The sequence below is a fragment of the Bacteroides sp. ZJ-18 genome, from assembly GCF_011038705.2.
In the GTDB taxonomy this organism is placed as follows: domain Bacteria; phylum Bacteroidota; class Bacteroidia; order Bacteroidales; family Bacteroidaceae; genus Bacteroides; species Bacteroides hominis.
Genome location: NZ_CP072198.1, coordinates 3,226,905 through 3,248,639 on the forward strand (window position 1 = coordinate 3,226,905; position 21,735 = coordinate 3,248,639).

A 21,735-nucleotide genomic window follows, 5' to 3' on the forward strand; every position below is an offset into this window, starting at 1 on the left:
GTATAACTTATGTGTAAGAGGGTGTCATAACTCACCACAGAGGACACAGAGTAACACAGAGGTGTTTTTAAGTTACTGATTATTAGTAAAAAACTCTGTGATACTCTGTGCTACTCTGTGGTGAAAAGAGTTTCGACACAGCCTCTTACACATACTATTTCTAAATCTAAAAGACTTTTAGTATCATCGAAGTTACCGGTAACCCAGATATAGATTTAAGCTCGTCCTTCGTTTTTTCTTTTATCAGTGATTTTGGTTAGATAATCAGTGATTTATATACCTTAATGATGAATATTATTCTGTAATTTTGTACCATGATAATAGAGACTAAAACATTATTCCGTTTGCTACATCGGGTAGCAGTAGTATTTCTAATGCGGAAAAAGAGTTACAGGAAACCTATCCTGATATGAAATGGCAAAAGGGTCGCCTTTTGAATGGTGTGGCGAAGGAAGATATTAAGAAATGGACTAAAAAATAAATTGTTATGAGAAAGAATTTTGGGGCAAAGCCCTTTACTTATCCGCAGCCGGTGTTTATTATCGCTGCTTATGATGAAAATGGTACTCCCAATGCTATGAATGCGGCTTGGGGTGGTATCAGCGAGATGCATGAAATTAGTATTTGTATTAGTGAGGGACATAAAACGACAGCCAATATACTGAAGCGTAAGGCTTTTACCGTAAGTATGGCAGAGGTCGGACAGGTGGTTGCCTGTGATTACGTGGGTATTGTTTCCGGCAATAAGGTTTCGGATAAATTTGCTCGTGCAGGTTTCCATGCTACTCGTTCGGAGTTTGTAGATGCACCGTTGATCGACGAATTATCTGTAGTGCTGGAATGTAAGTTGAAGGATTATAATCCTGAAACCTGCATTTTGCGTGGTGAGATAATAAACGTAAGTGTAGATGAACGTGTTCTCGACGAAAATGGTAAGGTGGATGTATCCAAAGTGTCTCCTATTATATTCGATCCGTTCAATAACGATTACCTGGAAGTGGGTAAAAAGGTAGGTAACGCCTTTTCGGATGGGAAGAGATTGAAATAAGGAGTAGCATTATATATGAAAGAAATAAGAATAGACTGCGCACACCAGAGTGAGGCGGAACTTGCTTTGGCGAAAGAACAGGCACAATTGGTATTCCGCCTGAACCATACTATGCCGATGACGGACGAATATGATGAGCTGCTTCATCGTCTTTTTCCGGATATGGGGGAAGGCAGTCGTGTGAATACTCCGCTTACTGTCGTTCGTCCCCATGAGGTGAAGATTGGCCGCCATGTCATTATTATGAATGGTTGCCTGATGATGTCTGCCGGTGGTATTACGATTGACGATGATGCTCAGATAGCTGCCAACGTACAACTGATATCGAATAATCATGATCTTGACAATCGCTCGATTATTACTTGTAGACCGGTACATATTTGTAGCAGGGCATGGATAGGAGCAGGGGCTACGATCCTTCCGGGAGTTACAATCGGTGAGAATAGTGTTGTAGGAGCGGGCAGTGTTGTGACCAGTGATGTAGAACCGAACACGATTGTGGCAGGTAACCCCGCCAGGGTAATTCGAAGGATTTAGATTTTTCGATTATTGGTTATGGAAAAATATAAGAATGAAAACGGAAGGGATTGATTTCTCTTCCGTTTTTATTCTTGTGAACCTTCGTTTGTTGCTTGTGGAGATTCAGACAATATTCCTCTTTATATATGTTTGTGTTCTGGGACAATGCACAAGGCATTTCAAACAGGTACTACATCCATGTATGTTAACGATTTCATCTCTTGAAACAGATCTACTCCAAACTTTACCTTTAAGGACCTTTCTCTCGCAGATATTGACACAAGTAATGCAATTTCCGCATTTTGGAGTTAGAGGTTCATGCAATACCGTTTCCAGTGGAGCATCAGTTAAAACCGTACCGAGACATTGTGCTGCACCATATTCAGGAGTAATTAACAGGTTGTTTTTCCCAATCCACCCTAATCCGCCAAGTAGTGCAACGGTTTTATGGGGCAATACTGATTCTTTTGTTTCAAAATTGAATACGCCGTCAGCCACTAATCCTGTATCGGATTGCGATATGGCTTTATACCCCTTTCCGGTGATGAACTTGGCCAATTCGTCTGCTATTTCTCCCGCCTTATGTTCGGTTTGCGAATATTCATCATCGTCGAAATTGTAATTATCCGCTATCCGTGCTTGTACGTAGTCGGGAATATTAAATACCATTTTAGCATATTCTGCGGTTAGCGGGAGTGCAAAAACAATGGCGTTCGGGAGTTGTCTGTTTTGCTTTTCATTCAAATGCGATATGCCGACAAAGCGTATCAGTTCTGCTCCTTGATTTTTTAATTCGTTTTCTATCTCTGGGTTTAAGTATTTCATGTTTCTTTTTTTGTAATAGGGATATAAATATCTGTTATAAGCTCCGCAGCCGGAGTTTTTTCGGGAGTGTTGATGTAAGTCTCAAAGGTGAGCTGTTCTCGCAGGGTATAATCGCTTGTCGGCAACCAGTCAAGGTAAATATGGCGGTACACCTTATTTAGTTCATGATAAAACCCTTTGAAACGAAAGATTGCATATTCTCCCGCATGAATCTCATAAACGCCAAAGCCTTTCGGCATTTCAAATGATTTGGGCAATATTACCCCAATCATAAAACGGCTTTGTTCTTCGGGCGTGATATACGGATAATCGAGAGTCAAACTCATGTATTTACATCCTTTTGAAGACAATTCATATTTTTCGGAAAATTGTAGCAACTGCTTCCACAAAACAGAGAAGCTATGGATGACATTATTTGTTCTTTCCAATTTCAAGTATGCGATTCGGATACCAGATATTTTTTCAATACTTGGTTCAATTCGTATCGGATTCTTTCTTTCAGGATTGACGTTTGAATGCTTTTTGCGAAATTCCGGAATGGAACAATTGAAATAACTCTTGAATGCCCTCGAAAGTGTGTGTTTGTTCTGATAATTGATTTGCCCGAGAAGTTTCGGGACACTTATATCAGTTGTTATTAGCTTAAATGCAATGTACTCTAATCTCAGTCGTTGAATGTACATTCCCATATTTTCGCCACAAACTGCTTTGAAAAGCCTGCGAAAATAATATTTGGAGATACCTGCAACATGCGATAGCTTTTCGGAATTAAGGTCGTCAAACAAATGGCGGTTGATATACTCCTGAACTCTTATAATCAAATCATATTGCACATGAGCCGTATTGATCTTTTGTTTCCACCTCTTGATATTCGGAAGTCGTTTGGACATTTCCGCTCTCAATTCTTCCGAAGTGAGATTGACTCCTGTCTCTTTATAATATTCTTCGGGGAAAAGCCCCCAAAGATAAATGAGATAATCCATTGAGAAATCATAGAGTTTAACCCCGTTGTGCAAACAATAGTCGCAATACTCCACATTTTGGTTTGCTTTAAGATTGGTATAATCTATGTCTAATGGGATTCCACACGTTTGGCAATATTTTGTTTCAGCATTGATTTTCATATATTTCTTGTTCTTGGGGTGCAAAGTTAATCAATAGATTGTGCTAAAGGTTACCATAAGTAGTCTTCTTTTAAAAGAAAATAGGGAATGCCTTAATATAATTATAGATTCAATACTTTACATATAGTAATGGGTGATTATATTTTCATTAGTGTAAAATTTCTTTCTGTTAGGGTTCTATTTAATAATTTGCGGGTACCCCTTAACTATAAATTAGCATTATTGATTTTCCCTTGCATCACTTAACCAAACTTGCTCTTATCTCTGTGTTAGGAGAAGAAGCAAAACCTGATCGTTTTATCGTGATAAGTGAAAGAACAGCGGCGGATAAAGTTGGTGGTTATTTCGGTGTCCAACCTGGACATCCGGAATAGATAAATTATACAGCCTACGCCTGAAATTGAATACTTGCCGGGTTCTTTTATTTCCCCTTTTGTGTTCTTTATCACTTCCTCACATTCTTTACTTTGCATCCCAAAACTTTCCCGTCGTCATGCCTGTTTCAGGACATACGCGCGATGCGGAACTAAAAATCAGAGTATTATGGATGAAAAAGAAAGGAATGCAGGAGGGACGCTAACCACGAACTTACCGGATCTGGCATGTTACATGCAGTCGGTGATCGGACAGTTGGAAGCGGACAAGAAACGTTCGGCGGTACATACGTACACGTATGCGCTGAAATCTGTTACGGAGTTTTACGGGGGTGAAGGAACACCGATGCCGGTGGGTGAAGTTTTCACTCCGGGCAGGTTGAAGGAGTATGAGGAATGGATGAAACTGGAAGGGGCGCGAAAGAGAAGCTCCGGCAAGGAAGGGGCGCAAAAGATAGATAGGGGGCCGAAAGGGTTGAGCCTCAATACCATCTCTACCTACATGCGTGATTTGAAGGCGGTGTACAATCGGTTCGGGAGTTGTCTGTTTTGCCTTTCGTCCAAATGCGATATGCCGACAAAGCGAACCAGTCCTGCTCCATGATTTTTTAATTCATTTTCTATTTCTTGGTTTAAGTATTTCATGTTTCTTTTTTTGTAATAGGGATATAAATATCTGTTATAAGCTCCGCAGCCGGAGTTTTTTCGGGAGTGTTGATGTAAGTTTCAAAGGTGAACTGTTCCCGCAGGGTATAATCGCTTGTCGGCAACCGGTCGAGGTAATTATAGCCGTACACCTTATTCAGTTCATGATAAAACCACGCCGATATCCAGTATCGCACCCTCCTACTGCCAGTTGAATCCACCAGGCCGAACTGCAGGTAGACGCCTAATTGCAGAATCTGTAATTCGGGTTATATTCCCCGTAATTTATCTACTAAGTATATTCTCTTAACCACATACCTTTGTAACATGAACAACAACAATTTAAACAATAGATAATTATGAGCAAGAAAGTATTGATTTTATCATCCAGTCCGCGACGCGGGGGAAATTCTGATACACTTTGTGATGAGTTTATGCGTGGAGCCACAGAGGCGGGGAACGAAGTGAAAAAGGTTTTTCTACGGGACAAGACTATCCACTATTGTACGGGATGCGGCGTATGCAGCCAATATAAGAAGCCGTGTCCTCAGAAAGATGATGCGGCGGAAATTATTGAGAAAATGTTATCGGCCGATGTTATCGTTTTAGCGACACCCGTTTATTTTTATGCAATGAGTGCACAGTTGAAAACGTTACTCGACCGTTGTTGCGGCCCTTATACCGAAATGATTAATAAGGAGTTTTATTTTCTCGCTTCTGCTGCCGAGGGTAAAGAAGGACTTCCTTATTTGGAACATGTATTCGATAACCTCATGGGATTTATCGATTGTCTGGAAAATCCGGTAGTGAAAGGTAAAGTGCTTGCTACCGGTGTTTGGCATGTGGGTGAAATAAAAGGTAATCCGGCATTGGCAGAAGCATATGAAATGGGGAAACTAATTTCATAATATAGATTGGTATAGAATAAATTATTTCAAAACATAATCCTAAAACAGTATGGAAACAAAGACAGTAAAAGCTTACGGAACAGAATCGGCTGAAACACCGCTTCATCGTTTGGATATTCAGCGTCGTTCACTTCTACCGAACGATGTGGAAATTGATATTTTATATTGTGGAATTTGTCACTCAGACCTTCATTCTGTGCATAATGACTGGGGCGGAACTATTTATCCCATAGTTCCCGGACATGAGATTGTAGGACGTGTTACAGGAATTGGTTCGGATGTGACAAAATTTAAGGTTGGTGATTTAGCTGGTATTGGTTGCATTGTTGATAGTTGCGGACATTGCGAACACTGTCACAACGGTGAAGAGCAATATTGTGATGAAGGCTGGACTGTTGTTTTTAATTCGCCCGATAAATATCTTGGCGGACAGACCTATGGCGGTTTTTCGCAAGCTATTGTGGCCGATGCCAATTATGTACTGAAACTTCCTGAGACGATTGATCTTGCAGCATCAGCTCCCATTTTGTGTGCAGGAATTACCGTTTATTCGCCATTGAAGCATTGGGGGGCAGGTCCCGGAAAGAAAGTAGGTATTGTCGGTATCGGTGGGTTAGGCCACATGGCAATAAAGATTGCCAAGGCGATGGGAGCCCATGTTACTGTGTTTACAACATCTCCTTCAAAAATGAATACAGCCAGAGAATTGGGTGCAGACGAAGCTGTTCTGTCCACCGACTCCAGACAGATGGAATATCAGACTCGTTTTGATATGATCCTGGATACGGTTTCCGCACGGCATGACGTAAATATGTATCTGAATGCCTTGAAAGTGGACGGTAGTCTCGTTTTAGTTGGTCTTCCTAACCAACCGCTTGAAGTCGGTGCATTCAATATTGTAAATGGCCGCAAAAGTTTCTCCGGTTCCAATATTGGCGGTATTGCCGAAACACAAGAGGTGATTGATTTCTGTGCGGAACATCATATTACGGCTCAGATAGAGTTGATTGGTGTTGATCAGATAAACGAAGCCTTCCGACGTTTGGAGAAGAATGATGTCAAGTACCGTTTTGTGATTGACATGAAAGCGAAAAAAGTTTCTCCGAATACCGATAATGTGATGTAAGGTCCCATAGACTGATAACACGGACATGGTCCGTGTGTTTCATTTCCAACATATTGGTAGATATCAAAAAAAGCATTCTGTCCTTGTAAGGTATGGAATGCTTTTTTGCGTAATGCCGTTAGTTAGCTGTCTGTATCGCAGTGGCACTTTATGCCAAACTTAAAATTGGTGTAGGCATAAAGAAGCATAATCTGTAATTCGGGTTATGATGTCTGTAATATGTCTACAAGGAGTCTCTTTTCTTCCTTGTATATTTGCAATGTAGAAAGAAGATAATCAATTATTTAATTACTAAAATCAAGGAAGATATGAAGCGAAATTTATTATTGGCAGCAACATCGTTTACGATACTCAGTACAAATCCTTCTTTTGCTCAAACCGATGCAGATAATTTCTATAGAAGCAATGTGGTAAATATGGAGAAGGTATCCTTTCCCAATCAGTACAAAATGAAAGTGGCAGGTAATCTCTTTTTGCCTAAAGAGATGAAAGCAGACGAGAAACGTCCGGCAATTATTGTAGGACATCCTATGGGAGCCGTCAAAGAGCAGAGTGCTAATCTCTATGCTACGAAAATGGCCGAACGCGGTTTTGTAACTTTATCCATCGACTTATCTTTCTGGGGAAGCAGCGAAGGAGAGCCTCGCAATGCAGTCCTTCCGGAGCTTTATGCGGAAGCCTTCAGTGCTGCAGTCGATTACCTGGGGACACGTTCATTTGTCGAACGTGAGCATATCGGTGTGATTGGGATTTGTGGCAGTGGAAGTTTTGCCATCAGTGCGGCAAAAATAGATCCTCGTCTGAAGGCCATTGCAACCATAAGTATGTACAACATGGGGACAGCCAGTCGTAATGGGCTGAAGCATGCCTTGACTTTGGAGCAACGGAAGCAAATCATGGTCGAAGCCGCCGAACAACGCTATGTAGAGTTCTTGGGTGGAGAAACCCGATATACTGGTGGGACTCCTCATGAAATAACAGAAAACTCCGATCCGATAGCACGTGAGTTCTATGAGTTCTACCGTACTTCACGGGGAGAATATACTCCTGAAGGAGCAACCCCATTGACCACTACACATCCCACGCTCAGCAGCAATGTCAAGTTTATGAATTTTTATCCGTTTGCTGATATTGAAACCATTTCACCACGTCCGATGCTTTTTGTTACCGGAGAGAATGCACATTCGCGTGAATTCAGTGAAGATGCCTACCGGCTTGCCGCCGAACCAAAAGAACTCTATATTGTGCCCGGTGCGGGTCATGTGGATCTTTACGACCGCGTGAATTTTATTCCGTTCGACAAATTGGAGGATTTCTTTAAGACATATTTGAAATAATAAAAGTTCATCCGACACAAATGCGTAGTTTTTTCTCATGCATTGCTGGAATCTGGTTTATCCGAAGAATGCGTTGTCTTGACGTTAACTCCAGGTGCGGACATCCGTAACCTTGAATGCCGGTTCCATTTACCGGCCGGGGTAAATGCTTTTACATACCGAGGTAAATGGATTTACATGCCCAGGTAAAAGCTTTTACGTGCCTGGGTAAATGGATTTACGTCGATAGTAAAATTTAGGTAAATATAATATTCTGATTATCAATTCCATTTAAACGCTGATTCAACTGCGCATGTATCGGGTGAACCATAAAAAAGAAGGATATGGGAATGAAATATGATATAATCATTCTTTTGAGTTACTTTGATGGAGGATATACCAGGGGAAGAAATAAAATCGATAACTAAACAATCAAATCATGGAAATAATTAAGAATAAGGACTATGAAGGCGAACGTCCTTTGTTTGCCACACACGACTTGCAATTGGAAAACGTAACGATTCATGCCGGTGAATCCGCATTAAAAGAGTGCAGTAATATCATAGCAGTGAACTGCCGTTTTGAAGGTAAATATCCTTTCTGGCACACGAATGGTTTCATTGTGAGAAGCAGCTTTTTTACGGAAGGAGCACGTGCCGCACTTTGGTATTCACAAAATCTCCAGATGATGGATACCGTGGTAGAAGCTCCGAAAATGTTTCGTGAAATGGATGGTATCAAATTGGAAAACGTACAACTTCCCAATGCGTTGGAAACGTTCTGGCATTGTCGTAATGTAGAATTAAAAAAGGTACAGATAGATAAGGCCGATTACCTGTTCATGCATAGTGAAAATATCCGTATTGATAATTATAGCCAGAACGGGAATTATTCTTTTCAGTATTGCAAGAACGTAGAAATTCATAATGCTGTCATTAATTCGAAAGATGCCTTTTGGAATACGGAGAATGTAACCGTGTATGACTCTGAATTGAACGGAGAGTATTTGGGGTGGCACTCTCACAATCTACGTCTGGTAAATTGCAGAATCTCGGGAACGCAGCCACTTTGTTATGCTCACGACCTTGTTATGGAGAATTGTATGATGGCTGATGATGCTGACCTTTGTTTTGAATACAGCAGTTTGCAGGCAACTATTAACACTCCGGTACATAGTGTGAAGAATCCGCGTACCGGCAGTATAACGGCAGAAAGCTACGGGGAAATCATTATGGATGGAAGTATTAAAGCTCCTGCTAACTGCGCACTGCAACTATGGGACAACTTAACTTGCTTTAGCGCATGAAGTACGATTTTGATGAAATAATTTCCCGTCGTAATAGCAATTCCTATAAATGGGATGCGGTGATGGAAGAGGGTGTTCTGCCTATGTGGGTAGCCGATATGGATTTCCGTACGGCTCCTGCTGTGGTTGAAGTGTTACGTAAGCGGATGGATCATGGCATTTTTGGCTATACCAAAGTCCCTCCGGTTTATTATGATGCCATTATAAACTGGTTCACGCGCCGGCATGGTTGGCAGATAGATAGAGATTGGATTATATACACTTCGGGAGTCGTTCCGGCTTTATCTGCCATAATCAAAGCCCTGACTGTTCCGGGTGACCGTGTGCTGGTACAAACCCCGGTTTACAATTGTTTCTTTTCTTCTATTCGTAATAATGGTTGCGAAATAGTAGCTAATCCCCTTGTATACACGAATGGAACATACCGGATTGATTTTGACGATTTGGCAAGGAAGGCTACCGATCCGAAAGTAAGACTATTGTTACTTTGCAATCCACACAATCCTGTAGGAAGGGTTTGGACCCGGGCAGAACTGATGTGTATCGGTGAAATTTGCCTTCGTAATGATGTACTGGTTGTAGCGGACGAGATACATTGTGAGTTGGTTTACTCGGGGCATACTTATATACCTTTTGCTTCTATTTCGGATGATTTCCGAAATCGTTCGGTTACCTGTACTTCGCCAAGCAAAGCATTCAACCTTGCCGGATTGCAGATTGCCAATATCTTTGCGGCTGATGAATCTGTACGTGTGAAAATAGATAAAGCAATCAATTTGAATGAGGTTTGTGACGTGAATCCGTTTGGTGTGGAAGCCTTAGTGGCCGCCTACAATGACGGGGAAGAGTGGCTGGAGGAACTGAAATGTTATCTGTCGGATAATTACCTGTACATGAGGACTTTTTTCAATAAGTATCTTCCACAATTTCCTGTTGTGAAATTGGAAGGTACATATCTGGTATGGGTAGATTGTTCGGTGCTGAATCGTAGTTCAAAGGAAATTGCAGAGTTATTATTGAAGGCAGAAAAACTTTGTATAAACGAAGGAAGTATGTATGGAGAAGCCGGTGAAGGCTTTATCCGTATCAATATAGCCTGTCCCCGACAGATATTGATTGACGGCCTAAATCGATTGAAGAGAGGTCTTAAAGAAATAAGTCTTTGCTATTGTCGGGATAGGTAGATGCTGCTCCATGATACAATTGAGTAAATATAAGAATAGTATTCCCGATAACAGTAGATAACTCTAAATAAGCCGGTGATAACTCATTGTTTTGTCTTTTCTTCGGTACTTTGCAGCTGTAACCCAAACAAAAAACGAAAAGATGAAACGGATTTACATAACTTTAGTGTTTGTTGCTGCTGTCTGTTGGCAGGTGGCAGCGCAAAATGAAGACCGGATACTTTCTGCAGATAGCCTGATTACGATGGATGGACGTTTAGACAGTTTATACAGATCCTTGCCGGAAGTGATGGTGGTAGGTGAACGCCCGATAGTGAAAGCTATGCAAGGCAAACTTATATATGACCTGCCACGGCTCCTCCGGAATTTAGCGGTAGATAATGCTTATGATGCAGTGAAGGAGCTTCCCGGTGTCACGGAAATGAACGATAACCTTACTTTAGGTGGAAAGAGCGTTACTGTTGTATTGGATGGCAAAGTGACTACAATGACTCCCGAACAACTGAACACTCTATTAAAAAGTATTCCTGCCAGTCGTATAGAGAAAGCTGAAGTGATGTATTCGGCTCCAGCACGTTATCAGGTGCGTGGAGCCATGATAAACATTTGTCTGAAGCAAGGTGATTCCGGAGCAGCCTCCCTGCAAGGAGAAATTTTCAGTGACTACCGGCAAAAGCATTATGAAAACCTGACTGAGCGTGCGAGCCTTCTATATTCCGGACATAAATTTTCTGTAGACTTTCTTTACTCTTACAGTCATGGACGGAACTATTTCTTGACGGATAAGAAGGCTTTGCACACCTTGTCGGATGGTACGATACATCCCATGAACACCAACGAATCTCAAAAAAGTCGTTTTAACAGACACAATTTACGCTTGGGAGGTGATTATCTTTTTGCCGACGATCATCAGCTCAGTTTGACATACAATGCCCAGTTTATGAATGGCTTTAATTTAAGTACAGTGAATGGTACACAAACCTCAAATGCCCGTACCCGGATGGTCGATCAACTACATAACGGGCGGATCGATTATCACACCCCATTCGGAATGAAAGCAGGAGTGGAATATACTTATTATCATTCGCCTTCTTCACAATTGCTACATAGCCGGTTAGAAGGCGATGAATTGAATTTTCGTAGTAGCGATTCTCAGCGTATCAATCGTTGGAAGCTTTTCCTTTCTCAAGAACATGAACTGCCTAATGGGTGGGGAGTAAACTATGGAGCTGTCTATACTACAAGTTTAGACAACAGCTATCAATATTATTATAACTCTGAGAATGACAACATGATGTTGGAAAGCAACAACATGAAATCTCGTCGGCGGGAACAAACACTGAATTTCTATGCCGGATTTAACAAGAGTTTTGGCGATAACTTGTCTTTGGATGCCTCGTTGGCTGCCGAACAATTCCATACGACTGTATGGAATGAATGGAGTCTATATCCGGCTTTTAATCTCAATTACACTCCGGCACCGGGAAACGTATGGCAATTGTCACTCAGCAGCGATAAAAGTTATCCCGACTATTGGGCAACTCAAAATGCCGTGTCCTATATGGGCGGAGAATATTCAGAAATTCATGGAAATCCTTATCTGAAACCGGAAATTAATTATCAGCTACAATTGACTTATATTCTGAAGAGTAAATATATATTCAATGTCTGGTATAGCCATACTAAAGATAATGCAACACAAACTCTTTATCAGTCCCCCGACCGATTAGTCGAGATCTATAAATACTTCAATTTTGATTTTGAGCAACAAGCAGGTATACAAGCTGTTGTTCCATTTACGATAGGTCGCTGGCTAAGTTCACGTTTTACGTTGACCGGCGTTTACGATCGCCAGAAAGACAGTGACTTCTGGAATATTCCTTTTGACAGGAAAGTATATTATGCCATGTTGAATATGAATCATACCCTGACCCTTTCTTCCCGTCCGGATCTCAGGTTGATTGTGAATGGGATGATGCGCAGTAAGGCAATACAGGGCATTTATGATTTACCGGTATCCGGCAATGTAGATGTGGCACTCAGATATACCTTTGCTGGTGGGAAAGCGTTGTTAACCTTTCGGTGCAATGACTTGTTTGAAACGGCTCAAATCTCTCCGCATATTCGTTATGCCACGCAGAACGTAACAAACCATTATTCCGCTTTTCGTGAATTGGGTATCTCGTTTACCTATAAATTCGGAGGATATAAAGAGAAGAAACGTGAAGGTGTGGATACTTCACGTTTCAAGTAGATTTACTCTTAAAAATTAAGGAGGGGCTATTGGACAGGTATTGTTACTGTTATTTTAGTACCTTCCTTGTATGTAGGATCGATATTTATCTCTCCGGATAACCTGCGGATAATTAGTTGACACAGATATAGTCCTAATCCATTTCCCGGAGTAAACGTGTTGAGTTTCGAGAAACGCTCGAATACCTCTTTGTGCTTGTCAACCGGAATACCGCATCCGGTATCTGTCACACTGATGTGAAGCTGTTGGTGTGCTTCATCCATACGGTAACGGAGGGTGATAGTTCCTTTTTCGGTAAATTTATTAGCATTGTTCAACAAGTGTTCTATAACCAATGATAAATATTTCTCATGGGTAGACAAAATGACAGGGTGTTCCGGTAAGTCCATATGATATTCTATATCAGGCTTATGATACTGGCTTAGTTGCTTCATTTCTTGTATGCAGATATGATGTAAATCGACTTGTTTACAAGGCAGCTTTTCCTGTGATACATCCAGACTGGATACCTCGAGCATATTATTGATCAGTGAAGTCAGTAAGACCGTGTTCTTCTGCACCTCGTGTGAGAAGCTTTCGCGGTTTTCTTTATCTACTTCATCATTGAATATCAAGTCAGAGAAACCGACAATGGCGTTAAGTGGTGTTCGTATCTCGTGGCAAACAGAATTAATGAAAGCTGTTTTCATCTTTTCACTTTCTTCAGCCTTTTGCTTGAGATTCCGGAGGTGAATCTTCATCTTTTTTTCTTTTTTCAGATTGTGATATAAATAAAGACAGATAACGATTACAATGGTCAGGATGACGAACAGGCATATCACTAAAATGCGTTTATTTTTGATTTCAAGCTGTGACTTTTCATTATTCAATTTGTTCACCTCATATTTTATTTGGAGTTCACTAAGTTGCTTTTGCATATTTTCAGTGTTTAGCGAATCTTTATACTGAGCAGATATTCTAAGATATGCCAGCGCCTCCTTAAAATTGCCCATGGCCTCATATGTTTGTGATTGGATGTCGTAGAGTCCTGGCAGATTGTTTGGAATTATCGTTTGAGCTATTTGAATCAGACTGTCATTGGCAATTAATGCTTTCTCATAATTGGGGTGAGGCTTTAAGTTCAAGTAATAGTTGTCCATTGATAGGAAATAATTGTACCGGTCGTACGGATTTGTCAGCTCCTTGTTCAGTTTTACTATTTGCTGCCAGTAATAATCCATCTTTTCGGGAGCTACCATGATAGCATTTGTCAACAGTGACGCATAGATTTGTAACTCACGTGCAGCCAGATTGTAAAAGGGGCGTTTTGCTTCGTAATGATCTTTATAATACAGTTGCTGATTTTCCAAATCTTCTTCCAAAAGACGGATCGCTGAGTCACATTCGTTCAAAAAGCTATAGATATTGGATAATTTCCAAACAATCATTGATACAAATTTAATGCGTTTCTCAGGAGGTAATTGCTTGGATAAGTTCATTGCTGTTTCCAAATAGGGGAGTGCTTCTTTCATCATTTCATTGGAATAAAGGCTACTTCCGGTGATATAAGCTTGTACGATTTTGCTGTATAGAGATGGTGCGTCCGATTTCTTTTCTTCCGTAAACTGCAATTCCTTCGCAATGGCCTCTTCTGTCTCGTTATGGCTGCATAGCATATCGAAAAAACGCATGTGAAGATAAGCTGATAAAGGAATTATTTCTTTGACATTATGAGTTGCTTTTATCAGATTCATATAATGATACGCTGAATCCATGTGGTATTCTTTAGCCTCTCCGCATGCAAGATCATTCAATGCATCAAGCATCATGGGTGTGTCACCCGCCTTTTTAGCTTCTCTATACATGCCAAGCAAATATGTTTTTTCGTCCGGTGTTTCAAAACAGATATCTGCCAGATTTCTGTAGATACTGATTCGTTGAGCGGATACTGTCGTATGTTTTAGTTGTAGTAAGAGGCTGTCTTTTGCATGGTGATCTATAGCTGATACTATTCCGGTACAGATACATAGAGCCACAAAGATTATATATCGTATCATATTGCTTGTTTGTTTGTAAGTAGCAAATATACGTCTTTTTTCCCTGAAAAATCCAGCAATGATGTGGCATCTTTTTATCTCCACTAAAAAAAGGTAATAAAGACAACTTTGATATGGAGTTAATTGTTAATTTTGCGACTTCATTTACTAACTTAATAACTCCCAATATGAAATCAGACATAGAAATAGCACGTAGTGTTGAATTGAAGAAAATAAAACAAGTGGCTGAAAGCATCGGCATACCTCGCGATGAGGTAGAAAATTATGGCCGGTATATTGCAAAAATCCCTGAATATCTGATTGATGAAGAAAAGGTGAAACAGAGCAATCTGATTTTGGTCACTGCCATTACCGCAACGAAAGCAGGGATTGGTAAAACGACTGTATCCATAGGGCTTGCATTAGGATTAAACAAGATAGGTAAAAAGGCAATTGTTGCTTTGCGTGAACCTTCCTTGGGGCCGTGTTTCGGTATGAAAGGAGGGGCAGCAGGAGGAGGTTATGCCCAGGTACTTCCGATGGAAAAGATTAATTTGCATTTTACCGGTGATTTTCATGCCATCACTTCGGCTCACAATATGATCTCTGCATTACTGGACAATTATTTATACCAGAATCAATCTAAAGGTTTTGGTCTGAAAGAGATTCTCTGGCGTCGCGTACTCGATGTCAACGATCGTTCATTGCGCAATATCGTAGTTGGTCTTGGTCCGAAAACAAATGGTATTACACAGGAATCCGGATTTGACATTACACCGGCTTCGGAAATTATGGCTATTCTTTGTCTTTCAAAGGATGTAGATGATCTCCGCCGTCGTATCGAAAATATTCTTTTAGGCTACACCTATGATAACAAACCGTTTACTGTAAAAGATCTGGGCGTGGCAGGGGCTATTACTGTCTTGCTGAAAGATGCTATACATCCGAATCTGGTACAGACTACCGAAGGCACCGCTGCATTTGTACATGGTGGCCCATTTGCTAATATTGCCCATGGCTGTAACTCTATTTTGGCAACAAAAATGGCGATGACTTTTGGAGATTATGTTATCACAGAAGCCGGCTTCGGTGCCGATCTGGGAGCAGAGAAATTTTATAATATTAAATGTCGTAAGAGCGGGCTTCAACCACGTCTGACAGTGATTGTTGCCACAGCACAAGGGCTCAAAATGCACGGAGGAGTAAGCCTGGACCGAATTAAAGAACCGAATCTTGAAGGATTGAGAGAAGGTTTGCGCAATTTGGACAAGCATGTTCGTAATCTTCATTCGTTCGGTCAAACGGTTATCGTTGCTTTCAATAAATTTGCGAGTGATACGGATGAAGAAATGGAGTTGCTTCGTGAGCACTGTGAGCAGTTAGGAGTAGGCTATGCTATCAATAATGCCTTTACGGAAGGAGGCGAGGGTGCTGTCGAACTGGCGAACCTTGTGGTTGAAACAATTGAAAATAAACCGTCTGAACCGTTACAGTTTACATATGATGATGGAGACAGCGTACAGCAGAAAATCGAGAAAATCGCAATCAATCTATATGGTGCAAGTGTCGTGACTTATAGCACACAGACCCGTAACAAGATTAAATTGATTGAAGAAATGGGTATTGGTCATTATCCTGTATGTATTGCTAAAACCCAATATTCTTTCTCTGCCGATCCGAAAGTATATGGTGCGGTAGATAATTTCGAACTTCATATTAAAGATATCGTTATAAATAACGGTGCCGAGATGATCGTAGCGATTGCGGGCGAAATAATGCGTATGCCGGGTTTACCTAAAGAACCACAAGCTCTGCATATTGACATCGTGGATGGTAATATTGAAGGATTGAGTTAAAGATAGTCCGATATAAAGCAATAAATAAATCCCCGCTATTCTTCTTGAAAGAATGGCGGGGATGACGGATATATAGAGTCCAGTGTGCTACTTTTTGATTCTTTCTAACACACTGTACGATTGTAGCTCCTTCTTATTATTGTATTGTTCAGAGCGGACAATTCCAATATTGGGTGCATACCATTCATATCCATAACCTTTTATTGTTTCCTGAGGAGTCCAGATATTCATTTCGTACTTTACTTTGGTACAATAGAATGCTCCTGCTGGAGTGTTTACCGTTTCGGTAGCAACAAATTCCCGGTCGAAGATAGAAATTTCGGCGCGGTTATTTTTATTGCCTTTTTGATAAAGACGCAGAGTGCCGTCATCAAACTCGTCATCGTCTCCCGGATTCATTGGATCGGAAAATGCATTCGGGTAATTCATTAAATCTCCCATCATATATACATCGGCATTCATCATATTAAGTGCAGTGGGGAATGTGGCCACATCTCCCATACTCATAGAGAAGTTACCGTCATTGCAGCGAGCTACCATTTGCCCGGAATTGAGTGTTTTTCCGGAAGCATCAGTAAATGTATAGTTGGCTACTACTTCCATTCCTGAAGGGTAATCGTAGGCTTGGTCTACTCTGTAGACAAGGATGTTGGTGAGTTTACCATCAGCGGTGTAACAATTACGAGTGATTTGCTCACCTTCTTGATTAGGAAAGAAGAAGGCGCAATCCTGATTTTGAGCCATAGCTCCTGCAGCAACAAATAATGTAGTTGCAACCATTAAATTTCTTATTTTCATATCAGTTTAGGTATTAAGTGAATATCTTCTTTTTTTAACTACTTAACAACGGTTCTTGGGAAGGAAAGGTTTTAGGGTGGGGTGTTAATGCCATGTTAAAAGAGCAAAAAAAATGCCCGCAACTTTCTTCACAGAGAATTGCGAGCCCACGTATGTTATTGTTTAATACTAAAATGTGCTATTTAATAAGCGAAGATCGGATATTTTTCCATTGTCTTATTGACACGTGCACGTACTTGTGCTATCACTTCTTCGTTCTCTACGTTCGATAGAACGGTTTCGATCATTTCTGCAATCTCCAGCATCAGATCTTCTTTTGCACCACGAGTCGTGATAGCGGGAGTACCCAAACGGATACCTGAAGTCTGGAACGCAGAACGACTATCGAACGGAACCATGTTTTTATTGACTGTTATATCAGCAGATACAAGTGCTTTTTCGGCAACTTTACCTGTCAAGTCAGGATATTTACTGCGTAGATCCACCAGCATCGAATGATTATCCGTACCGCCGGAAACGATGGTAAAGCCACGGTCAATTAAGGCTTGTGCCAATACGGCAGCATTCTTTTGTACTTGCTTCTGATATTCCTTATATTCCGGTTGCAAGCACTCACCGAAAGCTACGGCTTTAGCTGCAATTACATGTTCCAGCGGACCACCCTGTATTCCGGGGAATACAGCTGAGTCGAGCAACTGAGACATCATTTTAATTTCTCCTTTTGGAGTTTTCTTTCCCCATGGATTGGGGAAATCTTTACCCATCATGATTACACCGCCACGAGGTCCCCGCAAAGTCTTATGGGTAGTTGAAGTTACGATATGAGCATATTTCACCGGGTTGTCTAACAGTCCTGCTGCAATTAATCCGGCAGGATGTGCCATATCAATCATAAGGATCGCACCCACCTTATCGGCAATTTCGCGCATACGTTTGTAATCCCATTCACGAGAGTAGGCTGAACCTCCTCCAATTATCATTTTGGGTTTCTCACGTAATGCCACTTCTTCCATCTGGTCGTAATCCACGCGACCGGTTTCCTGTTTTAAATTATATTCGCAGGGAGTGTAAATGATTCCCGAAGTATTTACTAATGAACCATGTGAAAGGTGACCTCCGTGTGCCAGATTCAGTCCCATGAACTTGTCGCCCGGGTTCAACACAGCAAGAAATACAGCAGCATTAGCCTGTGCTCCTGAGTGAGGTTGTACATTGGCCCATTCTGCACCGAAAATCTCTTTCAAGCGGTCGATGGCAATTTGTTCACTCTGGTCTACCACCTCACAGCCGCCATAATAGCGTTTACCCGGATATCCTTCCGCATATTTGTTGGTAAGACAAGATCCCATTGCCTCCATCACCTGATCACTCACGAAATTCTCTGATGCGATCAGCTCAATGCCTTTCAACTGACGTTGATGTTCTTTTTCGATAATCTCGAAAATTAAATCGTCTCTTTTCATTATTTGTTATAATAAGATTAAAGTATATCTTGAAACCTTTATTATTATAATCGCACAAATTTAGGTAATATTTAAAGAGTGTGCAACCTTTTAGCTAAAAAAGTTATTTAAAATATAACTCCGAGTGAAAAACTAAGTACATTATCACGGCGTCGAAAAGTGATATTACTTACTTCGGGCTTACCTTCGACGTCTATATTATCGTAAGTAACAGACTTCGACAAGTTGCGAAGTCCTTGTTCATAACGAAAATCAAAAAAGATACGTGAAATGCTGACGCTTACTCCGATCACTGCGCTGGCATTGAAGGGATGTAACCTCTCATGGATGCCTTGCTGGTCGAAGTTCTCAAAGGTGATTTTATTTTTTTGATTCCACAGATATCTTAGTTTCGGTCCGGCAAAAAGAGACATGCTGTAAGGGCCTTGTCTTACTACGTGATAGCCGTAAAGCAACGGAAAATCAATACTGTGAATAGTTGAATTAACCGATGCATAGTCAGGTTCGATATCGGGATGTTGTGAACCCAGTTTGTCGAAAGTGATTTCGCATCTGCTGATGTTATACGATATCTCGGGCTGTATAAAATGTCTCTTCATGTTGAAGCGCATGAAGAGAGCACCGAAATAACCTATTTTATAATTATTCTGAATCTCGTCAATGGTTACATCTTTGATTTTCAGATTGGAAACCAAAAACATGGAAGAGTTAAAACCACCCCTGATTCCTACATTTATTTTGCGGTCATCCGGGCGTTTTTCCTTTTTATGATCACCTTCACCATAAGCGGCAAAAGTAATCCACATATATATAAAAAGGAGAATCACTCGTTTCATAGCTTCACTTTGTTTTCTTTTCTACTGACCAACCGAATTTACCGATCTTTTCTCCCAGATTATAATATCCTCCATGTACATATACAAGCGGATTAGCTTCTGCCAGTTCCAGTTTTCCGGTTTCCCGGTTTAAGTGACGGTCATCCGCCCGAATGTTTACCACATCGGCAATAAACATATCATGTGATCCTAAAGATACAATTTCTTTTACCCGGCATTCGATACAAAGGGAAGATTCCTCAATGAGAGGCGCACTCACCACCGTGCATTTACCCGGTGTCAGTTTCATTTCTTCAAATTTGTGATAATCCTTACCCGACCGTACCCCACACCAATCTGTTGCAAAAGCCATATCCCGGGTTGTCAGGTTGATCACAAACTCCATATTCTTTTTTATAATAGGATAGGAGTAGCGTTCGGGACGGACAGAAATATAACACATCGGTGGATTGGTACAAATGGTTCCGGTCCAAGCTACCGTAAGTATATTGTATTCACTTTCATTGTTTCCGCAACTCACCAGTACGGCAGGCAACGGATAAATCAGGGTTCCGGGTTTCCAGTCTTGCTTCATCTTTTTTATTAATAGCGTGCTATATGCGCTACAAGTGCTATTACGTCATAGCACAGTATTTTAAAACTCGTAGCGCTGTGACACGTAACTAAATGATTGTGATATCTTCTCTTTTCTGTTCTTTTTCGCAATAATGGCATTTTATAACGCAACTATCCTTGTCAATCACATGGAATAACGTGGCCATCGGTTCATTGTTCGTAATACATTTCGGGTTGGCACATTTCACTATACCTTTTAACTCGTCCGGCATACGTACCTCTTTCTTTTCTACCACTTCGTAGTCACGGATAATGTTTAGTTTTACATGAGGTGCTACTACGGAAATACGGTTGATTTCTTCGTCACAGAAGAACTTGTCAGCAATCTTGATGATCCCTTTCTTACCCAGTTTCTTGCTGTCCAGATTGAATCCGATAGTAATATTGGTCGTCATGTGTTCCAACCCAAGCAGTGAAACTACAGTAAAGAGTTTCTCCGAAGGGATATGGTCAATAACAGTGCCGTTTTTCAGTGCGGCCACCTGTAGTTCTTGTTTATTCTCGCTCATGATTTTATAAAATATCTTGTAAAGTGATTCCTAATACATCGCAAAGTATAGCTTGACGGGCATAGAGACCGTTCTGTGCCTGCTGAAAGTAGTATGCTTTCGGACTATCGTCCACGTCATAAGCTATTTCGTTAACACGTGGCAATGGATGCAGTATACGGAGGTTGGGACGAGTGTTTTCGAGCATTTTCGCTTTCAGGATATATACATTCTTCACCCGTTCATATTCCATTAGGTCAGTGAAACGCTCACGTTGTACGCGGGTCATGTAAAGAATATCCGCATCCTTAATTACCTCTTCGTTGAAGTCTGTGTGCTCCACATATTTTATGTTATGTTCTTTGCAATAAATCTTATATTCTTCCGGCATCTTCAGCTCTTCGGGAGCAATGAAGTGGAAAGTCGGATTAAAATGCCGCATTGCCATCAGTAAAGAGTGTACTGTACGTCCGTATTTCAGGTCACCTACCAGATAGATGTTCAGATTCTCCAGTGTACCTTGTGTTTTATAAATGGAATAGAGATCGAGCATTGTTTGTGAAGGGTGCTGATTGGCTCCGTCTCCGGCGTTTACGATAGGCACCGGAGCCACTTCACTGGCATAGCGTGCTGCTCCTTCCAGAAAATGCCGCATTACAATCACGTCAGCGTAGTTACTAACCATCATAATTGTATCTTTCAGAGTTTCCCCTTTGGATGAGCTGGTGGCTTTAGGATCCGAGAATCCGATAACCCGTGCGCCCAGGCGATTGGCAGCGGTTTCGAAACTTAGCCGGGTGCGGGTAGAAGGTTCAAAAAATAGGGTAGCCACTACTTTACCTTCCAATAACCGGCGGTTGGGATTCTTCTCAAATTGTTTCGCCATTTCGAGCATATAGAGGATTTTTTCTTTCGAATGCTCTGCTATGGTTACTAAACTTCTGTTTTCCATATCGTTATATGTTTATTGATATATCCTTTATTTCGGTTTGTAAAGATACGAAGAAAAATACAGGTTCTGCAAGATTTTCATCG

At 41.0% G+C, this 21,735-nt stretch carries 18 protein-coding genes and 4 pseudogenes; 11 read left to right on the forward strand and 11 right to left on the reverse strand.

Going from position 1 to position 21,735, the window contains the following annotated elements; translation table 11 throughout:
- Positions 1–334: 334 nt before the first annotated feature.
- From G7Y45_RS12915 to G7Y45_RS12925, 3 genes and pseudogenes are all read left to right on the forward strand, one after another.
- Positions 335–481 (forward strand): annotated as a pseudogene (locus tag G7Y45_RS12915) (flavodoxin); the annotation flags it as partial.
- 6 nt (positions 482–487) lie between these two features.
- A complete protein-coding gene (locus G7Y45_RS12920) occupies positions 488–1,048 on the forward strand; it encodes a flavin reductase family protein (protein ID WP_005820162.1) in 561 nt (186 codons plus the stop codon).
- A 15-nt stretch (positions 1,049–1,063) separates the two neighbouring features.
- Positions 1,064–1,585 (forward strand): DapH/DapD/GlmU-related protein, encoded by a 522-nt coding sequence (locus tag G7Y45_RS12925; protein WP_005805932.1) that lies wholly within the window; start codon positions 1,064–1,066, stop codon positions 1,583–1,585.
- Between the two features lie 105 nt (positions 1,586–1,690).
- Here the strand turns inward: G7Y45_RS12925 and G7Y45_RS12930 are convergent, their stop codons facing one another.
- Together G7Y45_RS12930 and G7Y45_RS12935 are read right to left on the reverse strand one after the other, a co-directional pair.
- Positions 1,691–2,392, reverse strand: coding sequence for an epoxyqueuosine reductase (locus G7Y45_RS12930; RefSeq protein ID WP_005820164.1), 702 nt, complete (start codon positions 2,390–2,392; stop codon positions 1,691–1,693).
- Complete coding sequence (locus G7Y45_RS12935) at positions 2,389–3,516, reverse strand: GyrI-like domain-containing protein (RefSeq protein WP_165014734.1); 1,128 nt, start codon at positions 3,514–3,516, stop codon at positions 2,389–2,391. The genes G7Y45_RS12930 and G7Y45_RS12935 overlap by 4 nt, the downstream gene beginning before the upstream one ends.
- 543 nt (positions 3,517–4,059) lie before the next feature.
- Between G7Y45_RS12935 and G7Y45_RS12940 the strand changes: the two are divergent.
- Positions 4,060–4,422: pseudogene (locus G7Y45_RS12940) on the forward strand (phage integrase SAM-like domain-containing protein); the annotation flags it as partial.
- Here G7Y45_RS12940 and G7Y45_RS20160 read toward each other — a convergent pair.
- Both G7Y45_RS20160 and G7Y45_RS12945 read right to left on the reverse strand, forming a co-directional pair.
- A pseudogene (locus G7Y45_RS20160) lies at positions 4,407–4,535 on the reverse strand (epoxyqueuosine reductase); the annotation flags it as partial. The pseudogenes G7Y45_RS12940 and G7Y45_RS20160 overlap by 16 nt on opposite strands.
- A pseudogene (locus G7Y45_RS12945) lies at positions 4,532–4,705 on the reverse strand (GyrI-like domain-containing protein); the annotation flags it as partial. The pseudogenes G7Y45_RS20160 and G7Y45_RS12945, both read right to left, overlap by 4 nt.
- A 189-nt stretch (positions 4,706–4,894) precedes the next feature.
- Here G7Y45_RS12945 and G7Y45_RS12950 point away from each other — a divergent pair.
- The 6 genes from G7Y45_RS12950 to G7Y45_RS12975 all read left to right on the forward strand — a co-directional run bounded on the left by G7Y45_RS12950 (position 4,895) and on the right by G7Y45_RS12975 (position 12,629).
- Positions 4,895–5,443 (forward strand): flavodoxin family protein, encoded by a 549-nt coding sequence (locus tag G7Y45_RS12950; protein ID WP_165014737.1) that lies wholly within the window; start codon positions 4,895–4,897, stop codon positions 5,441–5,443.
- A 49-nt stretch (positions 5,444–5,492) separates the two neighbouring features.
- Positions 5,493–6,569, forward strand: a complete 1,077-nt coding sequence (locus G7Y45_RS12955) for an NAD(P)-dependent alcohol dehydrogenase (RefSeq protein WP_022012789.1) — start codon at positions 5,493–5,495, stop codon at positions 6,567–6,569.
- Between the two features lie 308 nt (positions 6,570–6,877).
- Entirely contained in the window at positions 6,878–7,906 is a 1,029-nt protein-coding gene (locus G7Y45_RS12960) for an alpha/beta hydrolase (RefSeq protein WP_165014740.1), read from the forward strand.
- A gap of 418 nt (positions 7,907–8,324) precedes the next feature.
- On the forward strand, positions 8,325–9,191 hold the full coding sequence (locus G7Y45_RS12965) for a DUF3737 family protein (protein WP_165014742.1): 867 nt from the start codon (positions 8,325–8,327) through the stop codon (positions 9,189–9,191).
- The gene (locus G7Y45_RS12970; RefSeq protein ID WP_165014745.1) at positions 9,188–10,375 is read left to right on the forward strand and encodes a MalY/PatB family protein; all 1,188 of its coding nucleotides are present in this window, start codon (positions 9,188–9,190) and stop codon (positions 10,373–10,375) included. The genes G7Y45_RS12965 and G7Y45_RS12970 overlap by 4 nt, the downstream gene beginning before the upstream one ends.
- Before the next feature lie 142 nt (positions 10,376–10,517).
- Positions 10,518–12,629, forward strand: a complete 2,112-nt coding sequence (locus tag G7Y45_RS12975) for an outer membrane beta-barrel family protein (RefSeq protein ID WP_165014748.1) — start codon at positions 10,518–10,520, stop codon at positions 12,627–12,629.
- A gap of 26 nt (positions 12,630–12,655) precedes the next feature.
- On the opposite strand, the gene G7Y45_RS12980 is transcribed toward G7Y45_RS12975, so the two are convergent.
- Positions 12,656–14,665: a sensor histidine kinase KdpD gene (locus G7Y45_RS12980; RefSeq protein ID WP_165014751.1), complete on the reverse strand. Its 2,010-nt coding sequence runs from the start codon at positions 14,663–14,665 to the stop codon at positions 12,656–12,658.
- Between the two features lie 167 nt (positions 14,666–14,832).
- Here G7Y45_RS12980 and G7Y45_RS12985 point away from each other — a divergent pair, with 167 nt between their 5' ends.
- On the forward strand, positions 14,833–16,500 hold the full coding sequence (locus tag G7Y45_RS12985; RefSeq protein WP_165014755.1) for a formate--tetrahydrofolate ligase: 1,668 nt from the start codon (positions 14,833–14,835) through the stop codon (positions 16,498–16,500).
- Positions 16,501–16,587: 87 nt separating this feature from the next.
- On the opposite strand, the gene G7Y45_RS12990 is transcribed toward G7Y45_RS12985, so the two are convergent.
- The 6 genes from G7Y45_RS12990 to pyrB form a co-directional block, all read right to left on the reverse strand.
- Positions 16,588–17,298: a hypothetical protein gene (locus G7Y45_RS12990; protein WP_005777603.1), complete on the reverse strand. Its 711-nt coding sequence runs from the start codon at positions 17,296–17,298 to the stop codon at positions 16,588–16,590.
- Between the two features lie 182 nt (positions 17,299–17,480).
- Positions 17,481–18,761: a serine hydroxymethyltransferase gene (glyA, locus tag G7Y45_RS12995; protein WP_005805953.1), complete on the reverse strand. Its 1,281-nt coding sequence runs from the start codon at positions 18,759–18,761 to the stop codon at positions 17,481–17,483.
- Positions 18,762–18,868: 107 nt separating this feature from the next.
- On the reverse strand, positions 18,869–19,597 hold the full coding sequence (locus tag G7Y45_RS13000; RefSeq protein WP_005805955.1) for a porin family protein: 729 nt from the start codon (positions 19,595–19,597) through the stop codon (positions 18,869–18,871).
- Between the two features lie 4 nt (positions 19,598–19,601).
- Positions 19,602–20,171: a flavin reductase family protein gene (locus G7Y45_RS13005; RefSeq protein ID WP_165014758.1), complete on the reverse strand. Its 570-nt coding sequence runs from the start codon at positions 20,169–20,171 to the stop codon at positions 19,602–19,604.
- 88 nt (positions 20,172–20,259) lie between these two features.
- Positions 20,260–20,721, reverse strand: coding sequence for an aspartate carbamoyltransferase regulatory subunit (pyrI, locus tag G7Y45_RS13010; protein ID WP_005777611.1), 462 nt, complete (start codon positions 20,719–20,721; stop codon positions 20,260–20,262).
- A gap of 4 nt (positions 20,722–20,725) precedes the next feature.
- Positions 20,726–21,652: an aspartate carbamoyltransferase gene (gene pyrB / locus G7Y45_RS13015; protein WP_005777613.1), complete on the reverse strand. Its 927-nt coding sequence runs from the start codon at positions 21,650–21,652 to the stop codon at positions 20,726–20,728.
- Positions 21,653–21,735 lie beyond the last annotated feature (83 nt).

Excerpts from the sequence above, each read along its gene's own strand:
- G7Y45_RS12955 (WP_022012789.1), top strand. The coding sequence starts at position 5,493 with ATGGAAACAAAGACAGTAAAAGCTTACGGAACAGAATCGGCTGAAACA.
- pyrI (WP_005777611.1), bottom strand. The coding sequence starts at position 20,721 with ATGAGCGAGAATAAACAAGAACTACAGGTGGCCGCACTGAAAAACGGC.
- G7Y45_RS12925 (WP_005805932.1), top strand. The coding sequence starts at position 1,064 with ATGAAAGAAATAAGAATAGACTGCGCACACCAGAGTGAGGCGGAACTT.
- glyA (WP_005805953.1), bottom strand. The coding sequence starts at position 18,761 with ATGAAAAGAGACGATTTAATTTTCGAGATTATCGAAAAAGAACATCAA.
- pyrB (WP_005777613.1), bottom strand. The coding sequence starts at position 21,652 with ATGGAAAACAGAAGTTTAGTAACCATAGCAGAGCATTCGAAAGAAAAA.
- G7Y45_RS12950 (WP_165014737.1), top strand. The coding sequence starts at position 4,895 with ATGAGCAAGAAAGTATTGATTTTATCATCCAGTCCGCGACGCGGGGGA.
- G7Y45_RS12970 (WP_165014745.1), top strand. The coding sequence starts at position 9,188 with ATGAAGTACGATTTTGATGAAATAATTTCCCGTCGTAATAGCAATTCC.
- G7Y45_RS12980 (WP_165014751.1), bottom strand. The coding sequence starts at position 14,665 with ATGATACGATATATAATCTTTGTGGCTCTATGTATCTGTACCGGAATA.
- G7Y45_RS12935 (WP_165014734.1), bottom strand. The coding sequence starts at position 3,516 with ATGAAAATCAATGCTGAAACAAAATATTGCCAAACGTGTGGAATCCCA.
- G7Y45_RS12930 (WP_005820164.1), bottom strand. The coding sequence starts at position 2,392 with ATGAAATACTTAAACCCAGAGATAGAAAACGAATTAAAAAATCAAGGA.
- G7Y45_RS12990 (WP_005777603.1), bottom strand. The coding sequence starts at position 17,298 with ATGAAAATAAGAAATTTAATGGTTGCAACTACATTATTTGTTGCTGCA.
- G7Y45_RS12920 (WP_005820162.1), top strand. The coding sequence starts at position 488 with ATGAGAAAGAATTTTGGGGCAAAGCCCTTTACTTATCCGCAGCCGGTG.
- G7Y45_RS12965 (WP_165014742.1), top strand. The coding sequence starts at position 8,325 with ATGGAAATAATTAAGAATAAGGACTATGAAGGCGAACGTCCTTTGTTT.
- G7Y45_RS12985 (WP_165014755.1), top strand. The coding sequence starts at position 14,833 with ATGAAATCAGACATAGAAATAGCACGTAGTGTTGAATTGAAGAAAATA.
- G7Y45_RS13000 (WP_005805955.1), bottom strand. The coding sequence starts at position 19,597 with ATGAAACGAGTGATTCTCCTTTTTATATATATGTGGATTACTTTTGCC.
- G7Y45_RS13005 (WP_165014758.1), bottom strand. The coding sequence starts at position 20,171 with ATGAAGCAAGACTGGAAACCCGGAACCCTGATTTATCCGTTGCCTGCC.
- G7Y45_RS12960 (WP_165014740.1), top strand. The coding sequence starts at position 6,878 with ATGAAGCGAAATTTATTATTGGCAGCAACATCGTTTACGATACTCAGT.
- G7Y45_RS12975 (WP_165014748.1), top strand. The coding sequence starts at position 10,518 with ATGAAACGGATTTACATAACTTTAGTGTTTGTTGCTGCTGTCTGTTGG.